The sequence below is a fragment of the Thioclava sp. L04-15 genome (assembly GCF_002020275.1).
GTDB lineage: Bacteria > Pseudomonadota > Alphaproteobacteria > Rhodobacterales > Rhodobacteraceae > Thioclava > Thioclava marina.
The window spans coordinates 587,093-610,303 of the sequence record NZ_MPZW01000001.1; the positions used below are offsets into that span (position 1 = coordinate 587,093).

Consider the following 23,211-nt stretch of genomic DNA (forward strand, 5'->3'; position numbering starts at 1 on the left):
GGGCAGTTTTCTTCGCCCGCGCGCAGGGTAACCTGTCCGCGGACCTTACCGGCTCAGGATTTCCCCTTGCACGCATCGACACTCGCCTATGCCACGCGACTCTTTCTCGCCGCGACGCTCGCCCTGACCTTCGCCCGCTGGCTCGGGCTGAGCAATATCTACTGGGCGGCGATGCCGGTCTGGGTGGTGATCCAACCCAATCGCGAGGACATGGCGCTGCGCGCCGTACTGCGCGTCGCCGGAACGCTGGTCGGCGCCGGCATCGGGATCGCGGCGCTGCGCTGGCTGCCAGTGCCGGGAATCGCACTGACCGTAGCACTGACCGCCGCGATCGGCGTCGGCATCGCCTACAGAATCGGCACGCACTGGGCCTATGGTTTCACGCTGATGGCAATCACCATCGGCGTCGTCGTGATGCCCGCGCTCGGGATGGGAGCCGAGGCGATCCCCCTCGCGCTTGACCGGGTTTATTGCACGCTGATCGGGGTGGCTTCGGTTACTGCCGTCAACTGGCTGTTCACCCCGGCACGTGCGGTCCCGATGGCCCCGCGGCCCAATCCGCATTTTGCACAACAGCTCTGGATTCGCATGGCGGCGGTTGCGACCCTGACCGGGGCGGCAACCTTGCTCGACGCGCATTTCAGTCATCCCGCCGCGACCGCAGCGGGATTGTCGGTGGTCGTCTTCTCGGCGGTTCTCGGCTCAATGCCCAACCCGCGCCCCGCAGTGCGTTTTCTCGTGCCGGGCGTGGCGCTTGGTGTGCTGGCGGCCGTCAGCTATCGCACGCTCGCGCCGCTCACCGGCGGCGATCCGGCCGCACCACTGATCCTCGCCTTCGCCTTCATCGCGGGCGGCGCCCTGCTGCGCGCGCACCCGCGTACCAGCCTGATGGGAATCGACATCAACATGTGTTTCCTGCTGGCCGGAGAAATCGGCGCGCCGGGCCATTCCCTGCCCGTCACCGCCGCCGGGGCGGCCACGATGTTCCTCACCAGTGCGGCGATCGCGGCGCTCATGTTTTTCCTCTCGCACCTGCATCCGCCGCTCGAGACCGCATGAGCATCCCCTTGCGGCCAGACGCTGCCCCGCCTAGATTTGCCGCAAAGGACGAGGAGCCCTATCTATGCCGATGGAAGCGCATGACATCGAAGCCCTGATCCGGGCGGAATTTCCCGATGCCAAGATCACGATCACCGACCTGGCCGGCGACGGCAATCACTGGGCGGCCGAAGTGATCGACGAAAGCTTTCGTGGCAAGAACCGCGTTCAGCAGCAACGCGCGGTCTATGCCGCGCTCAAAGGGGCGATGGACGGGCCGGACGGGGCGCTGCATGCGCTCGCGCTGACCACCAAGGCGCCCGACTGAATTTACACGCATCCCGCAGACGGGATGGAGAAAGGACAAAGCGATGACCGCGCAAGACCAGATCGCCCAGCAGATCGCCGAGAATGACGTCGTGCTCTACATGAAAGGCACGCGGGACATGCCCCAATGTGGCTTCTCGAGCCGCGTCGCGGGCGTGCTCAACTTCATGGGTGTGAACTACAAGGACGTGAATGTGCTGGCCGATCAGGAGATCCGTCAGGGCATCAAGGATTACTCGGACTGGCCGACGATCCCGCAGCTCTACGTAAAGGGCGAATTCGTCGGCGGCTGCGATATTGTGACAGAGATGACGCTGTCGGGCGAGCTCGATCAGCTCTTCGAGACCAAGGGCGTGAGCTTCAACAAGGAAGCCGCCGAACAGATCCGCGCCGCCAACGCCTGAACGCGGCCAGATCGCCTAGGAAATGCCCCGCTCCGGCGGGGCTTTTTCATTCGTGGGAGGCGCATGGCCGGGCGCATCGTGCACCCGGGGCCGCCCGCCAAAATCAGGCTCGATCATCCGCCAGATCGCGAAAGCCCCCCGCGCATCATCGTTACCAAACGTCATCGCCCCGGCCTGTCTGGGCCGCCGCGCGAAGCAGAGTTGCCGAAAGTCCTTGCCGCGCAAGCAGTTCGCTTCATTTGCCCGAACCTTATCGCCTGATGCGGCAGGACACCGCCTTTGACCAAATGGTTGAAGGATCGCGCGGCCTTCGCTAGCCTTTCGCCAAATCTCCAGTCGGGTTTGCTCATGACTTCCCCCACAATCGACCTTCATCCGCCGCGCAATCCGGGCATGCCGCTCGACCTGTCGTGGTTCGACCGTATCGCGGTGAACACGCCTGCGGCTCAGTCGCGCGCCGCTCAACTGAGCACGCGCCGCTCCCTCAAGAAGGAGTGGCAGGCGGCCTGGCTCGTGAACGCGATCCGCTGCATCGACCTGACGACCCTTGCGGGCGATGATACCGAAGCCCGCGTGGCGCGTCTTTGCGCCAAGGCGCGCCGCCCGCTGGCCGATCATATCCTGGACGGGCTCGGGCTCGATCATGTCCAGACAGGGGCGGTCTGCGTCTACCCGACGATGGTGCGCGCGGCCGTGCGCGCGCTTGATGGCTCGGGCATTCCCGTCGCCTCGGTTGCGACCGGCTTCCCGGCGGGCCTGATGCCGATGAACCTGCGTCTGGCCGAAATTCTTTACGCCGTCGAGGAAGGCGCTGCCGAGATCGACATCGTCATCACCCGCGCCCATGTGCTCGAAGGCAACTGGCAGGCGCTCTATGACGAAATCGCCGCGATGCGCGAGGCCTGTGGCGACGCGCATCTCAAGGCGATCCTCGCCACGGGCGAGCTTGGCTCGCTGCGCAATGTCTACAAGGCCTCGATGGTCGCGATGCAGGCGGGCGCCGATTTCATCAAGACCTCGACCGGCAAGGAAGGCGTGAACGCGACCCTGCCCGTCAGCCTCACGATGGTCCGCGCGCTGCGCGATTACGGCGCGAAGACCGGCCACAAGATCGGGTTCAAACCCGCAGGGGGCCTCAAGACCGCCAAGGACGCGCTCGCCTGGCAGATCCTGATGCGCGAGGAGATGGGGACCGAATGGCTCCAGCCGCACCTGTTCCGCATCGGCGCCAGCTCGCTTCTGGGCGATATCGAGCGCCAGCTCGAACACCATGTCACCGGGCGCTATGCGTCCTCGTCCCGCCACGCACTCGCCTGAGGGAAAGATGCCGACCGTGAAAGAAATCCTTGAGACGATGGATTATGGCCCCGCCCCCGAGAGTGCCTCGGAGGTGATGGCCTGGCTGAAGGACCGTGGCGATTTCGGTCACTTCATTGATGGCGGTTTCACCAAGCCGGGCGATGGGTTCGCCACCGAGAACCCCGCCACGGGCGAGGTGCTGGCCAAGGTCACGCAAGGCAGCCCAGAGGATGTCGAGGCTGCGGTGAAGGCCGCCCGCAAAGCCGCGCCGAAATGGGCGGGGCTCTCGGGCCATGAGCGCGCGAAATACCTCTACGCGATCGCGCGCCACCTGCAAAAACGCGCACGCTTCCTTGCGGTGCTGGAAACGCTCGACAACGGCAAGCCGATCCGTGAGAGCCGCGACATCGACATCCCGCTCGCGATCCGCCATTTTTACCATCATGCGGGCTGGGCCGAACTGGTGGCCGAGGAATTCCCGAACCACGCGCCGCACGGCGTCTGCGGCCAGATCATCCCGTGGAACTTCCCGCTGCTGATGCTGGCCTGGAAGGTCGCGCCTGCGCTGGCCGCCGGGAACACGGTCGTTCTGAAACCCGCCGAATACACCCCGCTGACCGCGCTGGCCCTCGCCGAGATCTGCGCCGAGATCGGCCTGCCCAAAGGCGTCGTGAACATCGTGACCGGCGACGGCGCGACCGGCGCCGCGCTGGTGGAGGCGGAGGTCGACAAGATCGCCTTCACCGGCTCGACCGAGGTGGGCCGCATCATCCGTCGCGCCACCGCTGGCACCGGCAAGGCGCTGACGCTGGAGCTGGGCGGCAAATCCCCCTTCATCGTCTTCCCCGATGCCGATCTCGATGCCGCCGTCGAAGGCGTGGTTGATGCGATCTGGTTCAACCAGGGTCAGGTCTGCTGCGCGGGCTCGCGCATCCTCGTCTCCGAGGCCGTCGCGCAGGAGTTCACCGCGCGGCTGACCGCGCGGCTGCACAAGCTGCGCGTGGGTGATCCGCTCGACAAATGCACCGATATGGGCGCGATCGTGCACCCGACCCAACTGGCCCGCATCCGCGATCTGGTCTCGCAAGGCGAAGCTGCGGGCGCGACGCTCGTTCAGCCCGAGACGCAACTGCCCGCGAAAGGCTCGTTCTTCGCGCCCGGCCTGCTGACCGGCGCGGAACCCGCGAACCCGGCCAGCGTCGAGGAGATCTTCGGCCCCGTCGCCACGCTCACGACCTTCCGCACCCCCGCCGAGGCGGTGCAACTGGCCAACACGACCCGCTACGGGCTGTCGGCCTCGATCTGGTCGGAGAACGTGACGCTCGCGATGGATATCGCGGCGCAGGTCAAGGCGGGCGTGGTCTGGATCAACTGCACCAACCAATTCGATGCGGGCGCCGGGTTTGGCGGGATGCGCGAAAGCGGCTTTGGCCGCGAGGGCGGGCGCGAGGGGATGCTGGCCTATCTCAAGACCCCCGAGCCGAAAGCGAAACCCGAGGCCAAGACCCCCGATTTCGCCGCCCAACCCTCGCCCGACACCCCGAGCGCCGCCACGATCGACCGCACGCCGAAACTCTATATCGGCGGCAAGCAGGCGCGCCCCGATAGCGGGCAGAGCTACACGATCGCCGTGAAGGGCCGCGAGCTGGGCCTCGCGCCGCTGGGCTCGCGCAAGGATATCCGCAACGCGGTCGAGGCCGCGCATAAGGCAGGCGGCTGGGGCAAGCAGACCGGCCATAACCGGGCGCAGGTGCTCTACTACATCGCCGAGAACCTCGCCGCGCGCGCCGAGGAATTCGCCGCACGGCTGAAAGAGGCCGGCCACGACCCGAAAGAGGCCGAGGCCACCGTGCAGCGCGCCTTCTATTACGCCGCCTGGGCCGACAAGCTCGACGGCGCGGTGAAATCGACGCAAAGCGCCAAGATCACCGTCGCGATGAACGAGCCCTGGGGCGTTATGGGTATCGCCTGCCCCGATGCGGCCCCCCTTCTGGGCTTTGCTTCGCTGGTGCTGCCCGCGATCGCGATGGGCAACCGCGTGATCGCGGTCCCGGCCCAGTCGATGCCGCTGATGGCCACCGATCTCTATCAAGTCTTCGAGACCTCCGACCTGCCCGGCGGCGTGGTCAATATCGTCACCGGCCCGCGCGACGAGCTCGCGAAGACTTTGGCCCAGCACGACGATGTGGCCGCGATGTGGTATTGCGGCGGGCCCGAGGGCCGCGCGATGGTCGAGGCGGAAAGCGCCGGGAACCTGAAGGCGACCTGGGTGATGGAAAACCGCGACTGGGCGCAGGCTCAAGGGCGCGCGTTCCTGACCCGCGCGACCCAGATCAAGACGATCTGGGTGCCATACGGGGAGTGAGGGGGCGTTGCCCCCTCGGCGCATCGCGCCTCCCCCCCGGGATATTGGGAGCAGTTGGAAATGAAGGCTGGGGCGCGAAACCTGATCACCGATGTCCCCGGCCTGCGCGTCGGAAACGCGCAGGATGAGGGGTTGCGCTCGGGCGTCAGCGTGTTGACCGGCAAACGGCCCTTCACCGCTGCGGTGCAGGTGATGGGCGGTGCGCCCGGCACCCGCGAGAGCGATCTTCTGGCGCCCGACAAGCTGGTGCAGGAGGTCGACGCGCTGGTGCTCTCGGGCGGGTCGGCCTTCGGGCTGGCGTCCTGCGACGGGGTGATGGCGGGGCTGCGCGATCAGGGGCGCGGCTTTGCTGTCGGCGCTCAGCGCGTCCCGATCGTGCCGGGCGCGATCGTCTTCGATCTGCTCAATGGCGGGGCGAAGGACTGGCGCGACAATCCCTATCCCAAGTTGGGCCGCACGGCGCTGGAGGCGGCTGCGGAGGATTTCGAGATCGGCACATCCGGGGCGGGCTTTGGCGCGATGACCGGGACGCTGAAGGGCGGGCTCGGGTCGGCCTCGGCGGTGCTCGAGAGCGGGTTCACGGTCGGGGCGTTGGTGGTGGTGAATGCGCTCGGGGCGGCTACGACCGGGACCGAGGGCCAGTTCTGGGCCGCACCTTGGGAGATGGGCCGCGAATTCGGCGGTCTCGGCGCGGCGCAGAGTTATGCGCCCGGCTTTGAACCCGAACCGATGAAGCAACAGGGCGAAGCCACGACCATCGCCATCGTCGCGACGGATGCCGCGCTCACCCAGGCACAGGCGCAGCGCATGGCGGTCGCGGCGCATGACGGGATGGCCCGCGCCATCGTGCCCTCGCATACGCTTCTTGACGGGGATCTCGTCTTTGCCGCCGCGACCGGGGAGAAACCGCTCGCCGATCCGATCCGCGATCCGTTCCAGCTGGGTCATGCCGCCGCCTGTGTGCTGGCCCGGGCGATCGCGCGCGCCATATACGAAGCGCAGCCCCGGCCCGGCGATCTACAGCCTTGCTGGCAGAGCCTTTACGGAACACAGTCGCCACCGGGGAATTGACCCGGTGAGATACAAAAACCTTCGGGAGGACACCATGCTCGACGACAAGACCGATCTCAAATCCATCCTCAAGGACCCCTCGCTGCTCGCGACCAAGGCCTTCGTCGCGGGCGAATGGGTCGATGCCGATGACGGCAGCGCCTTTGAGGTCACCAACCCCGCGCGGGGCGACGTGATCTGCACCGTGCCCGATCTGGGCCGCGCCGAGACCGCCCGCGCCATCGAGGCCGCCCGCGTCGCGATGAAGGACTGGGCCGCGCGCACCGGCAAGGAACGCGCCGCCGTGCTGCGCAAATGGTATGACCTGATGATGGAGAACCAGGACGACCTCGGCGCGATCCTGACCGCCGAGATGGGCAAGCCGCTGGCCGAGGCGAAGGGCGAAATCGCCTATGGTGCGGGCTTCATCGAATGGTTCGGCGAAGAGGCCAAGCGCGTCTATGGCGAGACCATCCCCGGCCATCAGCGCGACAAGCGCATCACCGTGATCAAGCAACCGATCGGGGTCGCGGCCTCGATCACACCGTGGAATTTCCCCAATGCGATGATCGCGCGCAAGGCGGGCCCGGCGCTGGCCGTGGGCTGCGGTTTCGTCTGTCGTCCGGCCTCGGAAACGCCGCTCTCGGCGCTCGCGATGGCGGTGCTGGGCGAGCGCGCGGGCCTGCCCAAAGGCATCCTGTCGGTGATCACCTCGGCGAAAGCCTCCGATATCGGCAAGGAGTTCTGCGAGAACCACACAGTGCGCAAGCTGACCTTCACCGGCTCGACCGAGGTGGGCCGCATCCTGCTGCGTCAGGCCGCCGATCAGGTGATGAAATGCTCGATGGAGCTGGGCGGCAACGCGCCCTTCATCGTCTTTGACGACGCCGATCTCGATGCCGCGGTCGAGGGCGCGATGGCCTCCAAATTCCGCAATAACGGCCAGACCTGCGTCTGTGCGAACCGCATCTATGTGCAGGCCGGGGTCTATGACGCCTTTGCTGAAAAGCTCGCCAAGGCAGTCGCGGCGCTGAAAGTGGGCGATGGTCTCGACGAGGGCACAGAGGCCGGGCCGCTCATCAACGAGGACGCGGTCGAGAAGGTGCAAGAGCATATCAAGGACGTGCTCGACCGTGGCGGCGCGGTCATCACCGGCGGCGAGCGGCACGAGATGGGCGGCACCTTCTTCAAACCGACAGTGCTGACCGGGGTGACGCAAGACGCCAAGGTCTCGACCGAGGAAACCTTCGGGCCCGTCGCACCGCTCTTCAAGTTCGAGACCGAAGAGGAAGTCATCGAGAAAGCCAATGCGACGATCTTCGGCCTGGCCTCTTACTTCTACGCCCGCGATATCGGCCGCATCACCCGCGTTCAGGAGGGGCTCGAATACGGGATCGTCGGGGTGAATACCGGCCTCATCTCGACCGAGGTCGCGCCGTTCGGCGGGGTCAAGCAATCGGGTCTCGGCCGCGAGGGCAGCCATCACGGGATCGAGGATTACCTCGAGATGAAATATATCTGCCTCTCGGTCTGAGCTGAAACAGGCAGAGGGCGGGCCACAAACCCGCCCTCTCTTTTATTAAGGCCCGCCGCCGCTTATCTTGAAACCCAAGAAAGCGAGAGAGGCATCATTTGGGCATTTCCGACATTGCGGACGGGATCACGCGCGGGATCGAAGGTATCGGCCATTCGGTCTCCGAGGCGCTGTTCGAACCGGTGATCCGGCTCGGCGTGACGGGGCTGTCGCGCGCGGGCAAGACGGTATTCATCACTTCGCTGGTGGCGAACCTGCTCGACCGGGGGCGGATGCCCGCGCTCGGGGCGGCCTCGGATATCACGGCGGCCTACCTTCAGCCCCAGCCCGACGATACCGTGCCGCGCTTCGACTACGAAAGCCATCTCGCAGCCCTCACCGGCCCCTCCCCGCATTGGCCCGAGGGGACACGCGCGGTGTCGGAATTGCGGCTTTCTTTCCGCATCCAGCCGCGCGGCATCTTGGGCGCGGTTCGCGGCCCTCGTGTCGTGCATCTCGATATCGTGGATTATCCCGGTGAATGGCTGCTCGATCTGGGACTGATGGACAAGAGCTATGCCGAGTGGTCGGCAGAGGTTCTGGCCCGACTGCCGAACCGCCCACAAGGCGCCGGCTATCTGGCGCAGGCCGGGGCGGCGGATGGTGCGGCAGAGTTCAACGAACCGCAGGCGAAGGCGCTCGCCGCCGGTTTCACCGACTATCTGGTCGAGGCACGGAAGGCAGGGTTTTCCGACTGCACCCCGGGCCGCTTCCTGCTGCCCGGAGAGATGGCGGGATCGCCCGCCCTGACCTTCGCGCCACTGCCCGAGGGCGAGGCCCCGCGCGGCTCGCTGCGGCGCGAGATGGAACGCCGCTACGACGCCTATAAGCGCGAGGTGGTCAAACCCTTCTTCCGCGACCATTTCGCCAAGATCGACCGGCAAGTGGTGCTGGTGGATGTGCTCGGCGCGATCCATGCGGGGCCCGCAGCCCTCGACGATCTGCGCCAGTCGATGGCGGATATTCTCGCGGCCTTCCGTCCCGGTCGCGCCGGGTGGCTGACCTCGCTTCTGGGCGGCAAACGGGTCGAGAAGATCCTCTTCGCCGCGACCAAGGCCGACCATCTGCACCACACGCAACACGCCCGCCTGACCGCGGTCACCGGGGCGCTTCTGCGCGAGGCCAAGGACCGCGCCGATTTTGCGGGCGCCAAGACGCTGGCCCTTTCCGTCGCCGCACTGCGCACCACGACCGAGGAAGTCATCACCCATGACGGGGCCGAGTTGCAGGCCGTGCGAGGCAGGTTGGAGGGCGGCAAATCCGTGGCTCTTTATCCCGGTGAATTGCCCGCCGATCCGGCGCAGCTTCTCTCGCCCGCAGCCCAAGGGGCCGAGGCCTGGCTCGACGAGGATTATGCGATCATGAATTTCGCCCCCGCCCCGGTGATCCTCAAACCCGGCGAAGGCCCGCCACATATCCGGCTCGACCGCGCGGCAGATTTCCTGATCGGGGACAAGCTATGAAAAAACCGGTGATGATCGAAATCGAGGAGGCGCCCTCCCCCGCCGAGGCTGCGCCGATCGAGGACATGCCCGCCGCGACCGAAGAGCGCCTCGAAGGCCGCGCGATGCAGATCGCGACCCGGCTTGGCGCGCGCCGCGCCTCTCCCATCGTGCGCTTCTTCTGGCGCGCGACGGTGGCGCTGGTGGGCTTCCTGATCTCGGTCGCGCTCTGGCGCTTCATCGACGGGCTGTTCGCCACCCACCCGATCCTCGGCTGGATCGGCACCGGGCTTGTCGCGGCCTTCGCGCTCGGCGCGCTTCTGATCGCCGCGCGCGAAATCGCCGCCTTCTCGCGACTTGCGCGGCTCGACAAGGTCCACAAGGAAGTCTCCGAGGCGCTGAGCACGGATGACCTGAGCCGCGCGCGCAAGGTCGTCACTCATGTCTCCGGCCTCTACGCCGCGCGCCCCGAGATGGACTGGGCGCGCAAACGGCTGGCCGAGCGAACCGACGAAGTGCTCGACACCGATACCCTGATGGGGCTAGCCGAGGCCGAACTGATGGCGCCGCTCGACGCCGCCGCCCGGCTGGAGATCGAGGCAGCCGCACGCACCGTCGCGACTGTCACCGCCATCGTCCCGCTGGCGCTCGCCGACGTCTTCACTGCTCTGACCGCGAACCTGCGGATGATCCGGCGCATCGCGGAAATCTATGGCGGGCGCGCGGGTTCGCTCGGTTCGATCCGGCTCGCACGGACCGTGATGACACACCTCGTCGCAACCGGCGCGGTCGCCGCGGGCGACGACCTGATCGAAACCGTCACCGGCGGTCATCTCGTCTCGAAACTCTCGCGCCGCTTCGGCGAGGGCGTCATCAACGGCGCCCTCACAGCCCGCGTCGGCATCGCCGCCCTCGAAGTCTGCCGCCCGATGCCTTTCCGCAAGCTGCAAAAGCCGCGCGTGACGAACCTGATCGGCCGGTCGCTTACCGGCGTCTTCGGCAAGAAAGACGACTGACAAGTTCATCTTGCACCAAATACCTCGGGGGGAGCTGGCGCAGCCAGCGGGGGCGGAGCCCCCTTGCCTCATTTCAGCTTCGGAATGCCGCCCGCAAAGGTTTCACGCTCGACTACGCCCTGACGCAGACTCCTGCCGATCCGATGGGCGAGAGCCGACCATCCCTCGGCCTGCGCCGGGTCCAGTTCCGCGCGCAAGACCTTGTCGAACTCCGCCAGCCAGGCCGAGAACATGCCCGGGCGCACATTGCCCGCCGCACGATGCACCTGCATGGGCGAGCCATCGTAACCCGGCTTGCGCAGGATCGCGTTCTTCCAGAATCGCGCGACCTTCGCCTCGTGCGCGGGCCAATCGTCGACATGCACGGCGAAGACCGGTCCAAGCATCGAATGCGCGCGCACCCGTTCGTAGAACCGGGCGACGACCCGGTCGATCTCCTCCTCCGATACCTCGAAACGGGCCAGCGGGTCAGCCATCGCCGAACAGGTCTGTTTGCGGGGTGGCGGGCTTCGGCGCCTCCAGCCCCAGATGCCGCCACGCCCGCGCGCCAAGCATCCGCCCACGCGGGGTGCGGCTGATCAGGCCTTGCTGCAGCAGGTAGGGCTCGATCACCTCCTCGATCGCGTCGCGGCTTTCCGACAGCGCCGCCGAGAGCGTCTCCACCCCCACCGGGCCACCGCCGTAATGCTCCGCCATCAGCATCATGTAGCGCCGGTCCGCCCCGTCGAGGCCGAGATTGTCGACGCCAAGCCGCGTCAGCGCCCTGTCGGCGATGGCGCGCGTCAGCCGCCCATCGCCTTCGACCAGCGCGAAATCGACGACCCGGCGCAGGAGCCGTCCGGCGATGCGCGGGGTGCCGCGGGCGCGCTTGGCGATCTCGCGGGTGCCTTCGGGATCGGAGGGCAGCCCGAGAAGCCGCGCGCCGCGTGTCACGATCAGATCCAGCTCATCCTCGGTGTAGAATTGCAGCCGGGTCGGAATGCCGAAGCGGTCGCGCAGCGGCGTGGTCAGCAGGCCAAGCCGGGTGGTCGCGCCGACCAGCGTGAAGGGCTGCAACTCGATCCGCACGGTGCGCGCGGCCGGCCCTTCGCCGATCACGAGGTCCAGCTCGAAATCCTCCATCGCCGGGTAGAGCACTTCTTCGACCGCCGGGTTCAGGCGGTGGATCTCGTCGATGAAGAGCACATCGCGCGCTTCGAGATTGGTGAGGATCGCGGCCAGATCGCCCGCTTTCGCAAGCACCGGCCCCGAGGTCATCTTGAAATTCACGCCCAGCTCGCGCGCCATGATCTGCGCAAGCGTCGTCTTGCCCAAGCCCGGTGGCCCGTGAAACAGCGTGTGATCCATCGCCTGAGACCGCATCTTCGCGCTCTCGATGAAGACGCGGAGATTGGCGCGCGCCTCGGCCTGACCCACGAATTCCTCGAGCGCCTGCGGGCGCAGGGCGCGGTCGGCATCTTCGGGCAGGCGGTCGGGCCGCAGCGTGGGATCGGGTTCGCTCATCGTCATTTACTGTCGCGCCTTTGGCGGGGCTGGGCAAGCGGGGCTCTGCCCCGCACCCCGGGATATTTGGACCAATTCGAAGGCATCAGTCTTTCGGGGCAAGGAGCCGCAAGGCAGCGCGGATCAATTTCGCGGTGTCGGTGACATCCGGGTCATCGCTGGCCCGCGCGACCGCGCCCGCCGCATCGGAAGGGCTATAGCCGAGATTGGTCAGCGCCGAGATCGCCTCGGCGGTGAAATTGACCTTGGGCTGCGCAGTGGGGGAGGGTTTCTTCGCCGGTCTTTTCACCGGCGCATCCTCGATCACCTCGGGGGCGGCATCGACGGTCAGCTCCGCGCCCATCGCCATCACCGTCGGAGCTTTCTCTTTCAGTTCCATCACCACGCGCTGCGCGAGTTTCGGGCCGACGCCGGGGGCGGATTTCACCGCCGACCAGTCCCCCAGCGCAATCGCGCGGCCCAGACCTTCGGCGCCGAGCGTCCCGAGGATCGCAAGCGAGGCTTTCGCGCCGATCCCCTGCACCGAGGTCAGAAGCCGGTGCCATTCCTTCTCCAGCAGCGTCGGGAAGCCGAAGAGCTGCAGCAGATCCTCGCGCACCAGAAGATCGGTATAGAGCGCGCAGGCCTCGCCCACGGGCGGCAGCGATTGCGCGGTGCGCTGGCTGACATGGACGATATAGCCCACGCCGCGCACGTCGATCATCACGTGATCGAGCGCGCGGTGGATAATGACCCCTGCGATGCGGCCGATCATGCGCGCCTCCGTTGCGTTACGCCCAGAGCCGCCCGCGACAGCTGCGCTGCCCCCATCCGGGCCGCCGATTGCAGGTGGAAGGCGTGGCAGATCGCGATGGCCAGCGCATCGGCGGCGTCCGCTCCCTCGAACTGCACCCCGGGAAGCTGGTGGCGCACCATGTGTTGCACCTGGACCTTGTCGGCATGACCGACGCCGACGACAGTCTTCTTGATCGCGTTGGGGGCGTATTCGCCGACCTCCAGCCCCGCCTGCGCGGGTGCCAGAAGCGCGATGCCGCGCGCCTGACCGAGCTTCAGCGTGGCCACCGCATCCTTGTTGACGAAGGTCTGCTCCACCGCCGCGGCTTCAGGCGCATGGGTGGCGATCACCGCCACCAGCCCCTCGTGCAATACCAGCAGACGCTTTGCCAGATCCTTGCCTTCGGAATGGAGAATTCCGTTCGCGACATGGCGTAGCCGCGAGCCTTCCATCTCGATCACGCCCCAACCAAGGTTGCGCAATCCCGGATCGATCCCGATCACCCGCATCCAGCCCGTGCCCCGTTTCGTTTTCGTTGCGCCACGATTAGCACGAAAAGGGAACATCGGCCAGAGGAATGCACGGGACCCCTGATCGTCACATGCGAATCCTGCATGGCGGGGCTGCCGAAACGGCGATTGTTTTCACAAACCGCCCACCTTATTTGCGCATAAGAACATGAAATGACCGAAACTTGAGCAGTTTGTGAACGAAGGAACCTCCCCATGTCCTCGATCGATATCCACGCCCGTATGTCGCGCAATGCGCGCCCGGGCTTCTTCTCCTCGGTGATCGCCGCGCTCCATGATTGGAACGATGCTCGCGTGACCCGCAAGGCGCTGTCGAAACTTTCCGACCGCGCTCTCGAAGATATCGGCCTGACCCGGTTCGACGTCGCGCGCATGCGCTGAACCGCCGTCTGGCGATGCGAAAAGGGCTGCGTCGGCAACGGCGCGGCCCTTTTTCATGCCACGATGAAGAAATTCAATGCAAGAGCGGCCAGATAACCCCGGCAATAGCCTGCGTTGCCGCATCCGCATGCATCACCCAAGCGCCGATCCGCTCGAAGATCGAGCCATCCGCGAGACTGGCCACACGAGCGTTGTAATCCTGCTGGCCGATCTCTGCCAGCATCAGCCCCTTGAAGAGCAGCGCTCCGGCAAGCACCAGAGCGACCCCGCGCAGCGGAAGAGCGCGGCGGGCCTTGGGGCGAACGGAGTCGAAATAGCTGCGCCCGAGCGAGCCACTGGCCTCGAAGGCGCCGCCGGCTTGATGGATCTGGTCGATCCGGTGCAGGCGTTTTTCAAACTCGTTGAACTGAGGATCGCGCATCGCTGTTCTCACTGACACTTAAAGCCCGACCAACCGGAGCCTACGAGAACAGGGTAAACCGAATCTTACCTCAATCTGAGCAAATTTGTGGCAGATTATCCGCGCCGCATCACCAATGTCGTCCATTCGCCAAACTCCTTCCGCGAATAGAGAACAAAGCCCTGCGCCTCATAGGCGGCGATCACCTCATCGGCCTGCTCGTTGAGCAAACCGCTCAGGATGACGAAGCCCGATTCGGCACAATGACGGGCCATGTCGGGAGCAAGCGCCACGAGCGGCCCCTTCAGGATGTTGGCGAAAATCAGGTCATAGGGCGCGGCCTGTTCGAGGCGCTCATGGTTGAACCCCGCTGCCTCGAGACAGATCACGCGGCCTTCGAGACCGTTCATCGCGACATTGGCCGCCGCAGTCTCGACCGCGACGGGATCGATATCGGAGGCCAGAACCGGATCGGGCCAAAGCTTTGCGGCCGCCATCGCCAGCACCGCCGTGCCGCAACCGATATCCGCGACCTTGTGGAAAGCATGGCCTTCGGCGGCGAGCTGATCGAGCGCGCTCAGGCAGCCCGAGGTCGTCCCGTGATGGCCGGTCCCGAAGGCCATCGCCGCGTCGATGCGCAGCGCCACCGCATCGGCGGGCACCTTGTCTGCATCGTGGCTGCCATAGAGGAAGAAGCGACCCGCCTGCACCGGAGCGAGCTCACGCCGGACATGGGCGACCCAATCGGTTTCGGGCAGTTCCGAGACCGCGAAGGGCTGTGCGCCATGGGCGATCGCCAGCAGGTCAAGTGCGACCCCGTCGGGTTCCTCGAGAAAATAGCCCGACACCTCGTAGCGCCCCGACCCGTCCTCGATCTCGAACACGCCGGTGCCGTAGGGGCCGGGGTCCAGATCCTCGAGCCGCTGCGACAGCGCTTCGGCCGCGTCGCGACTGGCCAGCGTGGTGAAGGCGGTGAAGGTGGTCATGGGCGCGCTCCTCGGGATGGGTTGCGCCGGGATTAGGGCCGCAGGCGAGACGCGTCAAGCGCGGGAGGGGCACTGCCCTGCTCCTGCGGGCCCTTCGCTTGCGCGACCCGAGCGTTCGGCGGGCGTCCTTCCACTGGAAGGCTGCAAATCCCGCCTCACCCCCCGGGATATTTTGATCAAGAAGAAGGGATCAGGCCTTGAGCCCGATCGGGCAGCTCACGCCGGTTCCGCCAATGCCACAATAACCGGCGGGGTTCTTCTCCAGATATTGCTGATGGTAATCCTCGGCGTAATAGAAGGGCGGGGCGTCGATGATCTCGGTGGTGATCGCGCCATAGCCAGCCTGCGAAAGGCGCTCGGCATAGGCGGCGCGCGAGGCCTCGGCCGCTTCGGCCTGTGCGGGGGTGTAGGTGTAGATGCCCGAGCGATACTGCGTGCCGCGATCATTGCCCTGGCGCATGCCTTGCGTGGGGTCGTGGTTTTCCCAGAACACCCGCAGCAGGTCGTCATACGAAACCTTGGCGGGGTCATAGATCACGCGCACCACCTCGTTATGGCCGGTCATGCCTGTGCAGACCTCGCGATAGGTGGGGTTGGGCGTGTGACCGCCCGCATAGCCGACCATGCTCAGCCAGACCCCGTCGGTGTTCCAGAAGATCCGCTCGACGCCCCAGAAACAGCCCATGCCGAACACCGCCTCTTCCATGCCCTCGGGGACGGGGCTGCGCAGGTCGCGGCCCCAGAGGAAATGCGGCTCTGCCAGAGGCATCGCCTCGGGGCGGCCCGGAAGCGCCTCGGATTTCGACGGGATGGTGGCAGGTTTTCCAAACAGCATGGCGGATCTCCCTATTCGCGCCCCTCTCAGATAGGCCGGGCGCGGGGGGATTTCCAGATCAGGCAGGCACCGGGCCGAGGCCTTGCAACACCGTCTCATAGCCCTTCGAGGGGTGACGCGGCACCAGAAGCGCGAGCCCCAGCGAGACCACGGCCATCCCGGCTGCCAGCCCGAACACCGCTCCGGGCGAGACCATCCAGAGATAGCCCAGCGTCGCGGGCAGGAACACGGCGGCGATATGGTTGATCGTGAAGGCCACGGCGGCGGTCGGCGCGATGTCCTGCGGATCGCAGATCTTCTGGAAATAGGTCTTCTGCGCGAAGGCCAGCGCGAACAGCAGATGGTCGATCACGTAAAGCGCGGCGGCCAGCCACAGCCCCCAGCCGAACCAATAGATCCCGCCATATGCAAGAAACAGCAGCGTCAGGCCCGAATATTCGAAGACCAGCGCGCGGCGCTCCCCGAAGCGGCCCACGAAGCGACCCATCGCAGGAGCAGCCGCCATGTTGACCGCGAAATTGATCAGGAACAGCGCCGAGATCTCATCGACCCGCAGGCCAAACCGCTCGACCATCATGAAGGCCGCGAAGACGACGAAGATCTGCCGCCGCGCCCCCGCCATGAAGGTGATCGCGTAATAGAGCCAGTAGCGCTTGCGCAGCACGAATTTCTTCGATTGCGGCTCGCGGGTGTGGAATTGCGGATAGATCAGCGCCGCGGCCCCGATCATCACCATCGTCGTCAGCCCCGCCGCCGCATAGACGAATTCGTAGCTGAGGTTGAAGGTCTTCCAGGTCAGCACCAGCAGCGCATAGGCCGCGAGCGACGCGCCCGAGCCGATCGCCACGATCCGTCCCAGCGTCTGCGGCGCCTCCGACTTGTCGATCCATTGCAGCTGGAGCGACTGATTCACCGCCTGGAAATAGTGAAACCCGATCGAGGAGAGCAGCGTCACGATGATCAGTCCGGCGAAGCTCGGGAAAAGCGCGGTCACCGCCGTTGCCGCGCCCAGCAGCAGCAGTGACAGGATTGCCAATGTCTGCTCGCGCATCACCCAGAGTACCACGATCACCCCGATCGCAAGGAACCCCGGCACTTCGCGGAAGCTCTGCAGCCAGCCGATATCGACCCCGTCGAAATTCACCACGTCGATGACGAAGTTGTTCAAGAGCGCCGACCAGGTGGCAAACGAGATCGGCATCGCCGCCGCCATGACGTAAAGAAGGGCCTCGGGCCTGCGCCAGCGCGGCAGGGTGTGGGCCTCGTCGAGATGAACGTCACGCAGTTTGATCATGCAGACCTTAGACGCGATGCCTGACGTTCGGGCAAGGATACAAAGGTGCATTCTGATACAGATCAATGTGCATTGGTGCAAAATCTGGCATCAGCCCGGATGCGAACGGGAGGATTGTCATGGACATCATCGAGCTTGTCGAACGGATTGGCGAGGGGCCCACGGCGGCGCTCTTCGGACTGATCACCGGCCTCATTTTCGGCGTTGCCGCCCAGCGCTCGAACTTTTGCCTGCGCGCGGCGACGGTGGAATTCGCCCGCGGCAAGCTCGGCGGTAAGGTCGCGGTCTGGTTCCTGACATTCTCGACCGCGCTCGTCTGGGTTCAATCGGCGCAGCTACTGGGCCTGTTCCGTCAGGCCGACAGCCGGGTGATGTCGGTGCCGGGTTCGTGGTCGGGCGCGATCATCGGCGGGCTTCTCTTCGGCGTGGGCATGGTGCTTTCGCGCGGCTGTTCGGGCCGCCTGCTGGTTCTGGCCGCCACGGGCAACCTGCGCTCCGTCGTCTCCGGGCTGATCTTTGCCGTGACCGCCACGATGAGCCTCAAGGGCATCCTCGCGCCCGTGCGCGACAAGCTCGCGGGCCTTTGGATCACCGGGGCGGAGAACGTGAATATCCTCTCCGCACTGCACCTGCCCGACTGGACGGGGCTTGCCGTGGGCATCGTATTCGCCGTGGCGGGCATGTATCTCGCCGCGCGCAACCAGATCGGTGTGAAGACTTGGATCTTCGCTTCGGGCGTCGGCTTTTCCGTGGCCGTTGGCTGGGTTCTGACCTTCACCCTCAGCCAGGTCGCCTTCGAGCCGGTCCCCGTCAACTCGGTCACCTTCTCCGGCCCCTCTGCCAACACGCTTCTGTTCTTCCTCGATCGCGGCGCCGTTCTGGAGTTTGACGTGGGCCTCGTGCCGGGCGTGGTTCTCGGCGCCTTCCTCAGCTCGCTCGCCGCGCGCCAGTTCGCTTGGCAGGCGTTCGATTCCGTGCCGGTGATGCGGCGCTCGATGATCGGCGCTGTCCTGATGGGCTTCGGCGCAATGCTCGCGGGCGGTTGCGCGATCGGCAACGGCGTCACGGGCACCTCGGTTCTCGCGGGCACGGCATGGCTGGCGCTCTTCTGCATGTGGATCGGCGCGATGCTCACCGATTTCCTGCTCGACCAACGGTCCATGGCGCCTGCCGAGGCCTGCTGAAACTTTTTTTCGTGGCTGCGGGATTATTCCCGCGCCCGTCGCGTCATTGCTATCGGGTCCGACGGAAACGGGCCTGATACGCATCACCGACAAGGAGCCACGAGATGACCTTCCGTTCCCTGACCCTACCGCTGGCAATGGCGCTGTGCCTTCCCGCCGCGCTGGCCGCTGCCGCCCCGACGATGACCGCCGCAAGCGGCAAGGGCGAGATCCTGACCGATGACGCCGGGATGACCCTCTATGTCTTCGACAAGGACGCCAATGGCCGCTCGGCCTGCAATGGCGAGTGCGCCACCAAATGGCCGCCAATGGCCGCCTCGGCAGACGACAAGCCCACCGGCGACTACGCGATCATCGCCCGTGATGACGGCACGCTGCAATGGAGCTACAAGGGCAAACCGCTCTATGCGTGGTTCAAGGACGCGAAACCGGGCGATCTGACGGGCGATGGCGTCAATGGTGTATGGCACCTCGCGCGGCCCTGACGCGAGGACACCATGCCGGTTCTGGACGAGATCGAAGCCGAAATCCCCGCTCTGCGTCGATATGCGCGTGCGTTGCTGCGCGATGCCGACGCGGCTGACGATCTCGTCCAGGATTGCCTGGAGCGCGCGGTGGCCCGGCGCCGCGACTGGCGCGGCGAAGGCCCGCTGCGCGCTTGGCTGTTCCGGATCCTGCTCAACCGGCTGCGCGACCTGCAACGCCGCGCGCCCCGCCCCGGTCATCTGGTTCCGGTGGACGATCTCTACCCCGAGCCAGGCCAGCCCGCCGCGCAAGAAGATCATCTGGCGCTGAATGAGGTGCGCGCCGCAATGGCGCGCCTGCCCGAGGATCAGCGCCGCGCGCTCCTGCTCGTGGCGCTCGAAGGGTTCAGCTTCGACGAAGCGGCGCTGGCGCTCGAAATTCCGAAGGGCACATTGATGTCGCGCCTCGCTCGCGCGCGTGAGACATTGCGCGAGATGACCGGGCGCACAGCAAAGACGAAAGGCATCCAGAGATGAACGACGAAGAGCTTCTCGCCTATCACGCAGGCGCGCTGGATGCGGCGGCGTGTGCGCGCGTCGAAGCCCGGCTGGCAGGCGACCCCGAGGCCCGCACCCGGCTCGCCGATTGGGCAGCCCAGGATGCGGCACTTGCGCAAGCCTTCGGCGACCCGGCCTCGGAGCCCGTGCCCGAACGGCTCCGCGCGGTGATTGCCGAGGCGCGCAATTCTCCCGCGCCGCCCCCCGCGTGGACCTTCGGTCTCTCCAGAATCGCCGCCGCCGTCGCCCTGCTGGCGCTCGGCGCCGCGGGCGGCTGGCTCGCGCATGGCCCCACCACGCCGCAGCCCGGCACATCGCTCGCGCAGGCCGCGACCACGGCCTATCGCACCTATGTCACCGAAGTCGTCCACCCAGTCGAGGTCCCCGCAAGCGACGCGGCGCATCTGACCTCCTGGGTCTCGAAACGGCTCGGCCATCCGATCCACGCCCCCGATTTCGCCACGCTGGGCTTCCGGCTCATGGGCGGGCGCGTCCTGCCCGGCGAGCCCGGCACGGCCGCGCAATTCATGTATGAAAACAACCTTGGCCAGCGCATCACCCTCTACGTCACACAACGCGCGCAAGGCGAGGACAACACCGCCTTCCGCTTCTTCGACGAGGGTCGCGAGAGCGGTTTCTGGTGGGTCGACGGCCCGTTCGGCTATGCGCTCGTCGGCGACATCAGCCGGGACGCGCTGCGCAAGATCGCCACCGCCGCCTATGAGCAGCTGATCTAGAGGAAACTCTGCGGGTCGATATCCACCGCGAGCCGCGCATTGGGCGGCAGTTTCAGCCCCTTCAACCAGCCCTTGAGTGCCGCCTGCAACGGCGCGCCCTTCTCGGCCTTCACCAGCATCCGCACCCGATGCCGCCCGCGCACCCGCGCAATCGGCGCAGGCGCGGGGCCGAAGACCTGCGCCCCGATCCGGCGCAGCGCCGCGTCGTTGCGCGCAAGATGATTGCCGATCTCGAAAAGCGGCTGAAGATCCGGCCCCGACAGGATGATCCCGGCCATCCGCCCGTAAGGCGGCACGCCTTGCGCCTGACGCGCGGCGGCCTCCTGCGCCCAGAACGCTTCCTCGTCACCGCCGAGGATCGCGCGGATCACCGGGTGCTCGGGCTGATAGGTCTGCAAAAGCGCCACGCCCTTTTCCTCGGCCCGCCCCGCACGGCCCGCCACCTGCCGCATCAGCTGGAAAGTCTTCTCCGCCGCGCGCAGGTCCGAGCCCTGCAACCCCAGATCGGCATCGATCACGCCCACAAGGGTCAGGCGCGGAAAGTTATGCCCCTTCGCCACGATCTGCGTGCCGATGATGATATCGGCCTCCCCCTCGGCGATCTCGGCGATCTTCTCCTTGAGCGCGCGGGCAGAGCCGAAGAGATCCGAGGACAGTACCGCCACCCGCGCATCGGGAAAGCGCTCGGCGACCTCTTCGGCCAGCCGTTCGACCCCCGGCCCGACCGGCGCCAGTTTCCCCTCCACCTCGCAGCTCGGGCATTTGGTCGGGATCGGCTTCGTCTCGCCGCATTGATGGCAGACGAGGCGCTTGAGGAACCGGTGCTCCACCATCCGCGCATCGCAATGATCGCAGCCGATCTGATGCCCGCAGGCCCGGCAGATCGTGACCGGCGCATAGCCGCGACGGTTGAGAAACAGCATCGCCTGCTGGCCGAGCGCGATCCGCGAAACGACCTCTTTCACCAGCGTCGGCCCGATCCAATGCGCGCTCTCGATCGCCTCGTCGCGCATGTCGATCGCCGCCATCTCGGGTAGCTCCGCCGTGCCGAACCGCGCGCCGAGATCGAGCCGTTTGTATTTCCCGCCCTCAGCATTGGCCCAGGTCTCGAGGCTCGGCGTCGCCGAGGCCAGCACCACCTGCGCCGAACAGCCCGAAGCGCGCAGCACCGCCATGTCGCGCGCGTTGTACAGAACGCCCTCCTCCTGCTTGTAGGAACTGTCATGTTCCTCATCGACAACGATCAGCCCCAGATCGCGGAAGGGCAGGAACAGCGCCGAACGTGCGCCCACCACCAGCTGCACCTCGCCCGCCCCGCAGGCCTTCCACAGCCTGCGCCGCTCGGATTGGGTCACCCCGGAATGCCACTCTCCGGGCAACGCGCCGAACCGCGCCTCGACCCGCGAGAGGAACTCCGAACTCAGCGCGATCTCGGGCAAAAGCACGAGCGCCTGCCGCCCCTTGCGCAGACACTCCGCGACCGCTTCCAGATAGACCTCGGTCTTGCCCGAGCCCGTCACCCCTTTCAGGAGCGTCGTCGAATAGCCCCCGCAGCCCGCGCGCAGGGCTTCCGCCGCCGCGGCCTGCGCCTCGGACAACTCCTTGCCGGGCAGATCCGGATCGAGCCGCGGAAAGGGCAGATCGCGGGGAACCTCGGCCTCGATCAGCGCGCCGGTCTTCACCAGCCCCTTCACCACCTGCGTCGTCACCCCGGCCAGATGCGCCAGCTCGCCCAGATGAAACCCCGCCCCGCCATGCTCCTGCAAAACGTCCAGAACCCGCGCCCGCGCATCGGTCATCCGCGCCGGCTCCTGATCCCCGAGTCGGTAGATCTTGCGCATCCCCGGCGGGTCGCCCAGCCCCGGCGCGCGGGTCGCCAGCCGCAAGACCTGCGGCAAGGGCGTCATCGTGTACTCGGCCATCCGCACCAGAAACTCGCGCAGCTCGCCCCGCATCGGCGCCACGTCGAAGACCCGCGAGACCGAGCGCAGCTTGGCGGCGTCGAAGCCCCCCTCGCCCGGCCCCCAGACCACGCCCAGAACCTTGCGCGGGCCCAGCGGCACCTCGACGAAGGCACCCTCGCGACAGCCGCCCTCGGGTGCGCGGTAATCCAGCGGCCGTCCGATCGGCTCGGCCGTCAGAACCGCGACGCGGCTTCCTTGTGCGAACCAGCCCGGTTCAGACATCGCCTTGCCTTCCAACTGCGCTAAATATCCCGGGGTGAGGCTGCAGGCCGAGGGGCAGAGCCCCTTTTCGGGCCTGCCGGAAACGGCAGGCAATCGACCCTTTCGCGCGGGCAGCATTTGCGCTAACAGGCTCGCGATTGCCGCCAAGGAGTGCCGCCATGAAATTCTTCGTCGATACCGCTGACACCGCCGCGATCCGCGAGCTCAACGATCTGGGCATGGTCGATGGCGTGACCACCAACCCGTCGCTGATCCTGAAATCGGGTCGTGACATTCTCGAAGTGACCAAGGAGATCTGCGAGATGGTCTCGGGTCCGGTCTCGGCCGAGGTCGTCGCGACCGAAGCCAAGGACATGATCGAAGAAGGTCTGAAACTCGCCAAGATCGCCCCCAATATCGCGATCAAGGTTCCGCTGACCTGGGATGGCCTGACCGCCTGCAAGGCTTTCGCATCCGAAGGCCATATGGTCAATGTCACGCTCTGCTTCTCGGCAGCGCAGGCGATCCTCGCCGCGAAGGCGGGCGCGACCTTCATTTCGCCCTTCATCGGCCGTCTCGACGACATCAACCTTGACGGGATGCAGCTGATCGAAGACATCCGCACGATCTACGACAATTATGAGTTCTCGACGCAGATCCTCGCCGCCTCGATCCGCTCGGTCAACCACATCACCGATGCGGGCCGCATCGGCGCCGACGTGATCACCGCGCCGCCCGCCGTGATCAAGGCGATGGCCAACCACCCGCTGACCGACAAGGGTCTCGACCAGTTCCTGAAGGACTGGGCGGCGACGGGGCAGAAGATCCTCTGATCCCGCGACACGCGATGACAGGTATGAAGGCCCGCCCCCGGCGGGCCTTTTT

Annotated in this window: 25 protein-coding genes; 16 read left to right on the top strand and 9 right to left on the bottom strand. The window is 66.3% G+C overall.

The window, feature by feature from the left end; genetic code table 11:
• Positions 1-66 precede the first annotated feature (66 nt).
• The 10 genes from BMI90_RS02890 (at position 67) to BMI90_RS02930 (ending at position 10,514) form a co-directional block, all read left to right on the top strand.
• Positions 67-1,059 carry an FUSC family protein gene (locus BMI90_RS02890; RefSeq protein ID WP_078525783.1) on the top strand — a complete coding sequence of 331 codons (993 nt, stop codon included), beginning with the start codon at positions 67-69 and terminating at the stop codon, positions 1,057-1,059.
• Positions 1,060-1,123: 64 nt separating this feature from the next.
• A complete protein-coding gene (locus BMI90_RS02895; protein WP_038144987.1) occupies positions 1,124-1,366 on the top strand; it encodes a BolA family transcriptional regulator in 243 nt (80 codons plus the stop codon).
• Positions 1,367-1,409: 43 nt separating this feature from the next.
• The gene (gene grxD, locus BMI90_RS02900; RefSeq protein WP_078525785.1) at positions 1,410-1,769 is read left to right on the top strand and encodes a Grx4 family monothiol glutaredoxin; all 360 of its coding nucleotides are present in this window, start codon (positions 1,410-1,412) and stop codon (positions 1,767-1,769) included.
• A 63-nt stretch (positions 1,770-1,832) separates the two neighbouring features.
• Complete coding sequence (locus tag BMI90_RS18480) at positions 1,833-2,030, top strand: hypothetical protein (protein WP_146671194.1); 198 nt, start codon at positions 1,833-1,835, stop codon at positions 2,028-2,030.
• 87 nt (positions 2,031-2,117) lie between these two features.
• The gene (deoC, locus tag BMI90_RS02905) at positions 2,118-3,086 is read left to right on the top strand and encodes a deoxyribose-phosphate aldolase (protein WP_078527188.1); all 969 of its coding nucleotides are present in this window, start codon (positions 2,118-2,120) and stop codon (positions 3,084-3,086) included.
• A 7-nt stretch (positions 3,087-3,093) separates the two neighbouring features.
• Complete coding sequence (locus BMI90_RS02910; RefSeq protein WP_078525787.1) at positions 3,094-5,433, top strand: aldehyde dehydrogenase family protein; 2,340 nt, start codon at positions 3,094-3,096, stop codon at positions 5,431-5,433.
• Between the two features lie 60 nt (positions 5,434-5,493).
• A complete protein-coding gene (locus tag BMI90_RS02915; RefSeq protein WP_078525789.1) occupies positions 5,494-6,504 on the top strand; it encodes a P1 family peptidase in 1,011 nt (336 codons plus the stop codon).
• A gap of 34 nt (positions 6,505-6,538) precedes the next feature.
• The gene (locus BMI90_RS02920; RefSeq protein ID WP_078525802.1) at positions 6,539-8,017 is read left to right on the top strand and encodes an NAD-dependent succinate-semialdehyde dehydrogenase; all 1,479 of its coding nucleotides are present in this window, start codon (positions 6,539-6,541) and stop codon (positions 8,015-8,017) included.
• A gap of 98 nt (positions 8,018-8,115) precedes the next feature.
• The gene (locus tag BMI90_RS02925; RefSeq protein ID WP_078525804.1) at positions 8,116-9,519 is read left to right on the top strand and encodes a YcjX family protein; all 1,404 of its coding nucleotides are present in this window, start codon (positions 8,116-8,118) and stop codon (positions 9,517-9,519) included.
• Positions 9,516-10,514, top strand: coding sequence for a TIGR01620 family protein (locus tag BMI90_RS02930; RefSeq protein ID WP_146642571.1), 999 nt, complete (start codon positions 9,516-9,518; stop codon positions 10,512-10,514). The genes BMI90_RS02925 and BMI90_RS02930 overlap by 4 nt, the downstream gene beginning before the upstream one ends.
• A gap of 68 nt (positions 10,515-10,582) precedes the next feature.
• Here BMI90_RS02930 and BMI90_RS02935 read toward each other — a convergent pair whose 3' ends face one another.
• The 4 genes from BMI90_RS02935 to ruvC all read right to left on the bottom strand — a co-directional run bounded on the left by BMI90_RS02935 (position 10,583) and on the right by ruvC (position 13,301).
• Entirely contained in the window at positions 10,583-10,990 is a 408-nt protein-coding gene (locus BMI90_RS02935; protein ID WP_078525808.1) for a group III truncated hemoglobin, read from the bottom strand.
• Positions 10,983-12,017 carry a Holliday junction branch migration DNA helicase RuvB gene (ruvB, locus tag BMI90_RS02940; RefSeq protein WP_078527190.1) on the bottom strand — a complete coding sequence of 345 codons (1,035 nt, stop codon included), beginning with the start codon at positions 12,015-12,017 and terminating at the stop codon, positions 10,983-10,985. The genes BMI90_RS02935 and ruvB overlap by 8 nt, the downstream gene beginning before the upstream one ends.
• Positions 12,018-12,102: 85 nt before the next feature.
• Positions 12,103-12,771, bottom strand: a complete 669-nt coding sequence (ruvA, locus tag BMI90_RS02945; protein ID WP_078525810.1) for a Holliday junction branch migration protein RuvA — start codon at positions 12,769-12,771, stop codon at positions 12,103-12,105.
• Entirely contained in the window at positions 12,768-13,301 is a 534-nt protein-coding gene (gene ruvC / locus BMI90_RS02950) for a crossover junction endodeoxyribonuclease RuvC (RefSeq protein ID WP_078525812.1), read from the bottom strand. The genes ruvA and ruvC overlap by 4 nt, the downstream gene beginning before the upstream one ends.
• A 216-nt stretch (positions 13,302-13,517) precedes the next feature.
• Here ruvC and BMI90_RS02955 point away from each other — a divergent pair, with 216 nt between their 5' ends.
• Complete coding sequence (locus BMI90_RS02955; RefSeq protein ID WP_078525814.1) at positions 13,518-13,703, top strand: DUF1127 domain-containing protein; 186 nt, start codon at positions 13,518-13,520, stop codon at positions 13,701-13,703.
• Between the two features lie 73 nt (positions 13,704-13,776).
• Here BMI90_RS02955 and BMI90_RS02960 read toward each other — a convergent pair whose 3' ends face one another.
• From BMI90_RS02960 to BMI90_RS02975, 4 genes are all read right to left on the bottom strand, one after another.
• Positions 13,777-14,124, bottom strand: a complete 348-nt coding sequence (locus BMI90_RS02960) for a hypothetical protein (RefSeq protein WP_078525816.1) — start codon at positions 14,122-14,124, stop codon at positions 13,777-13,779.
• 95 nt (positions 14,125-14,219) lie between these two features.
• A complete protein-coding gene (locus tag BMI90_RS02965; protein ID WP_078525818.1) occupies positions 14,220-15,089 on the bottom strand; it encodes a 50S ribosomal protein L11 methyltransferase in 870 nt (289 codons plus the stop codon).
• Between the two features lie 190 nt (positions 15,090-15,279).
• Positions 15,280-15,924 (bottom strand): peptide-methionine (S)-S-oxide reductase MsrA, encoded by a 645-nt coding sequence (gene msrA, locus BMI90_RS02970; RefSeq protein ID WP_078525820.1) that lies wholly within the window; start codon positions 15,922-15,924, stop codon positions 15,280-15,282.
• A gap of 58 nt (positions 15,925-15,982) precedes the next feature.
• Positions 15,983-17,218: an MFS transporter gene (locus BMI90_RS02975; protein ID WP_078525822.1), complete on the bottom strand. Its 1,236-nt coding sequence runs from the start codon at positions 17,216-17,218 to the stop codon at positions 15,983-15,985.
• A 119-nt stretch (positions 17,219-17,337) separates the two neighbouring features.
• Between BMI90_RS02975 and BMI90_RS02980 the strand changes: the two genes are divergently transcribed.
• The 4 genes from BMI90_RS02980 to BMI90_RS18485 all read left to right on the top strand — a co-directional run bounded on the left by BMI90_RS02980 (position 17,338) and on the right by BMI90_RS18485 (position 20,161).
• On the top strand, positions 17,338-18,402 hold the full coding sequence (locus tag BMI90_RS02980) for a YeeE/YedE family protein (protein ID WP_078525824.1): 1,065 nt from the start codon (positions 17,338-17,340) through the stop codon (positions 18,400-18,402).
• 104 nt (positions 18,403-18,506) lie between these two features.
• A complete protein-coding gene (locus BMI90_RS02985) occupies positions 18,507-18,887 on the top strand; it encodes a hypothetical protein (protein ID WP_078525826.1) in 381 nt (126 codons plus the stop codon).
• Positions 18,888-18,899: 12 nt separating this feature from the next.
• Positions 18,900-19,403, top strand: a complete 504-nt coding sequence (locus tag BMI90_RS02990; protein WP_078525838.1) for a sigma-70 family RNA polymerase sigma factor — start codon at positions 18,900-18,902, stop codon at positions 19,401-19,403.
• Positions 19,400-20,161 (top strand): anti-sigma factor, encoded by a 762-nt coding sequence (locus BMI90_RS18485; protein ID WP_146671195.1) that lies wholly within the window; start codon positions 19,400-19,402, stop codon positions 20,159-20,161. Before BMI90_RS02990 ends, BMI90_RS18485 begins: the two co-directional genes overlap by 4 nt.
• On the opposite strand, the gene BMI90_RS03005 is transcribed toward BMI90_RS18485, so the two are convergent.
• Positions 20,158-22,347: a primosomal protein N' gene (locus tag BMI90_RS03005; protein WP_078525844.1), complete on the bottom strand. Its 2,190-nt coding sequence runs from the start codon at positions 22,345-22,347 to the stop codon at positions 20,158-20,160. The two genes, BMI90_RS18485 and BMI90_RS03005, sit on opposite strands and share 4 nt — an antisense overlap.
• Before the next feature lie 158 nt (positions 22,348-22,505).
• Here BMI90_RS03005 and fsa point away from each other — a divergent pair, with 158 nt between their 5' ends.
• Positions 22,506-23,159, top strand: coding sequence for a fructose-6-phosphate aldolase (gene fsa, locus BMI90_RS03010; protein ID WP_078525846.1), 654 nt, complete (start codon positions 22,506-22,508; stop codon positions 23,157-23,159).
• Positions 23,160-23,211: the final 52 nt, after the last annotated feature.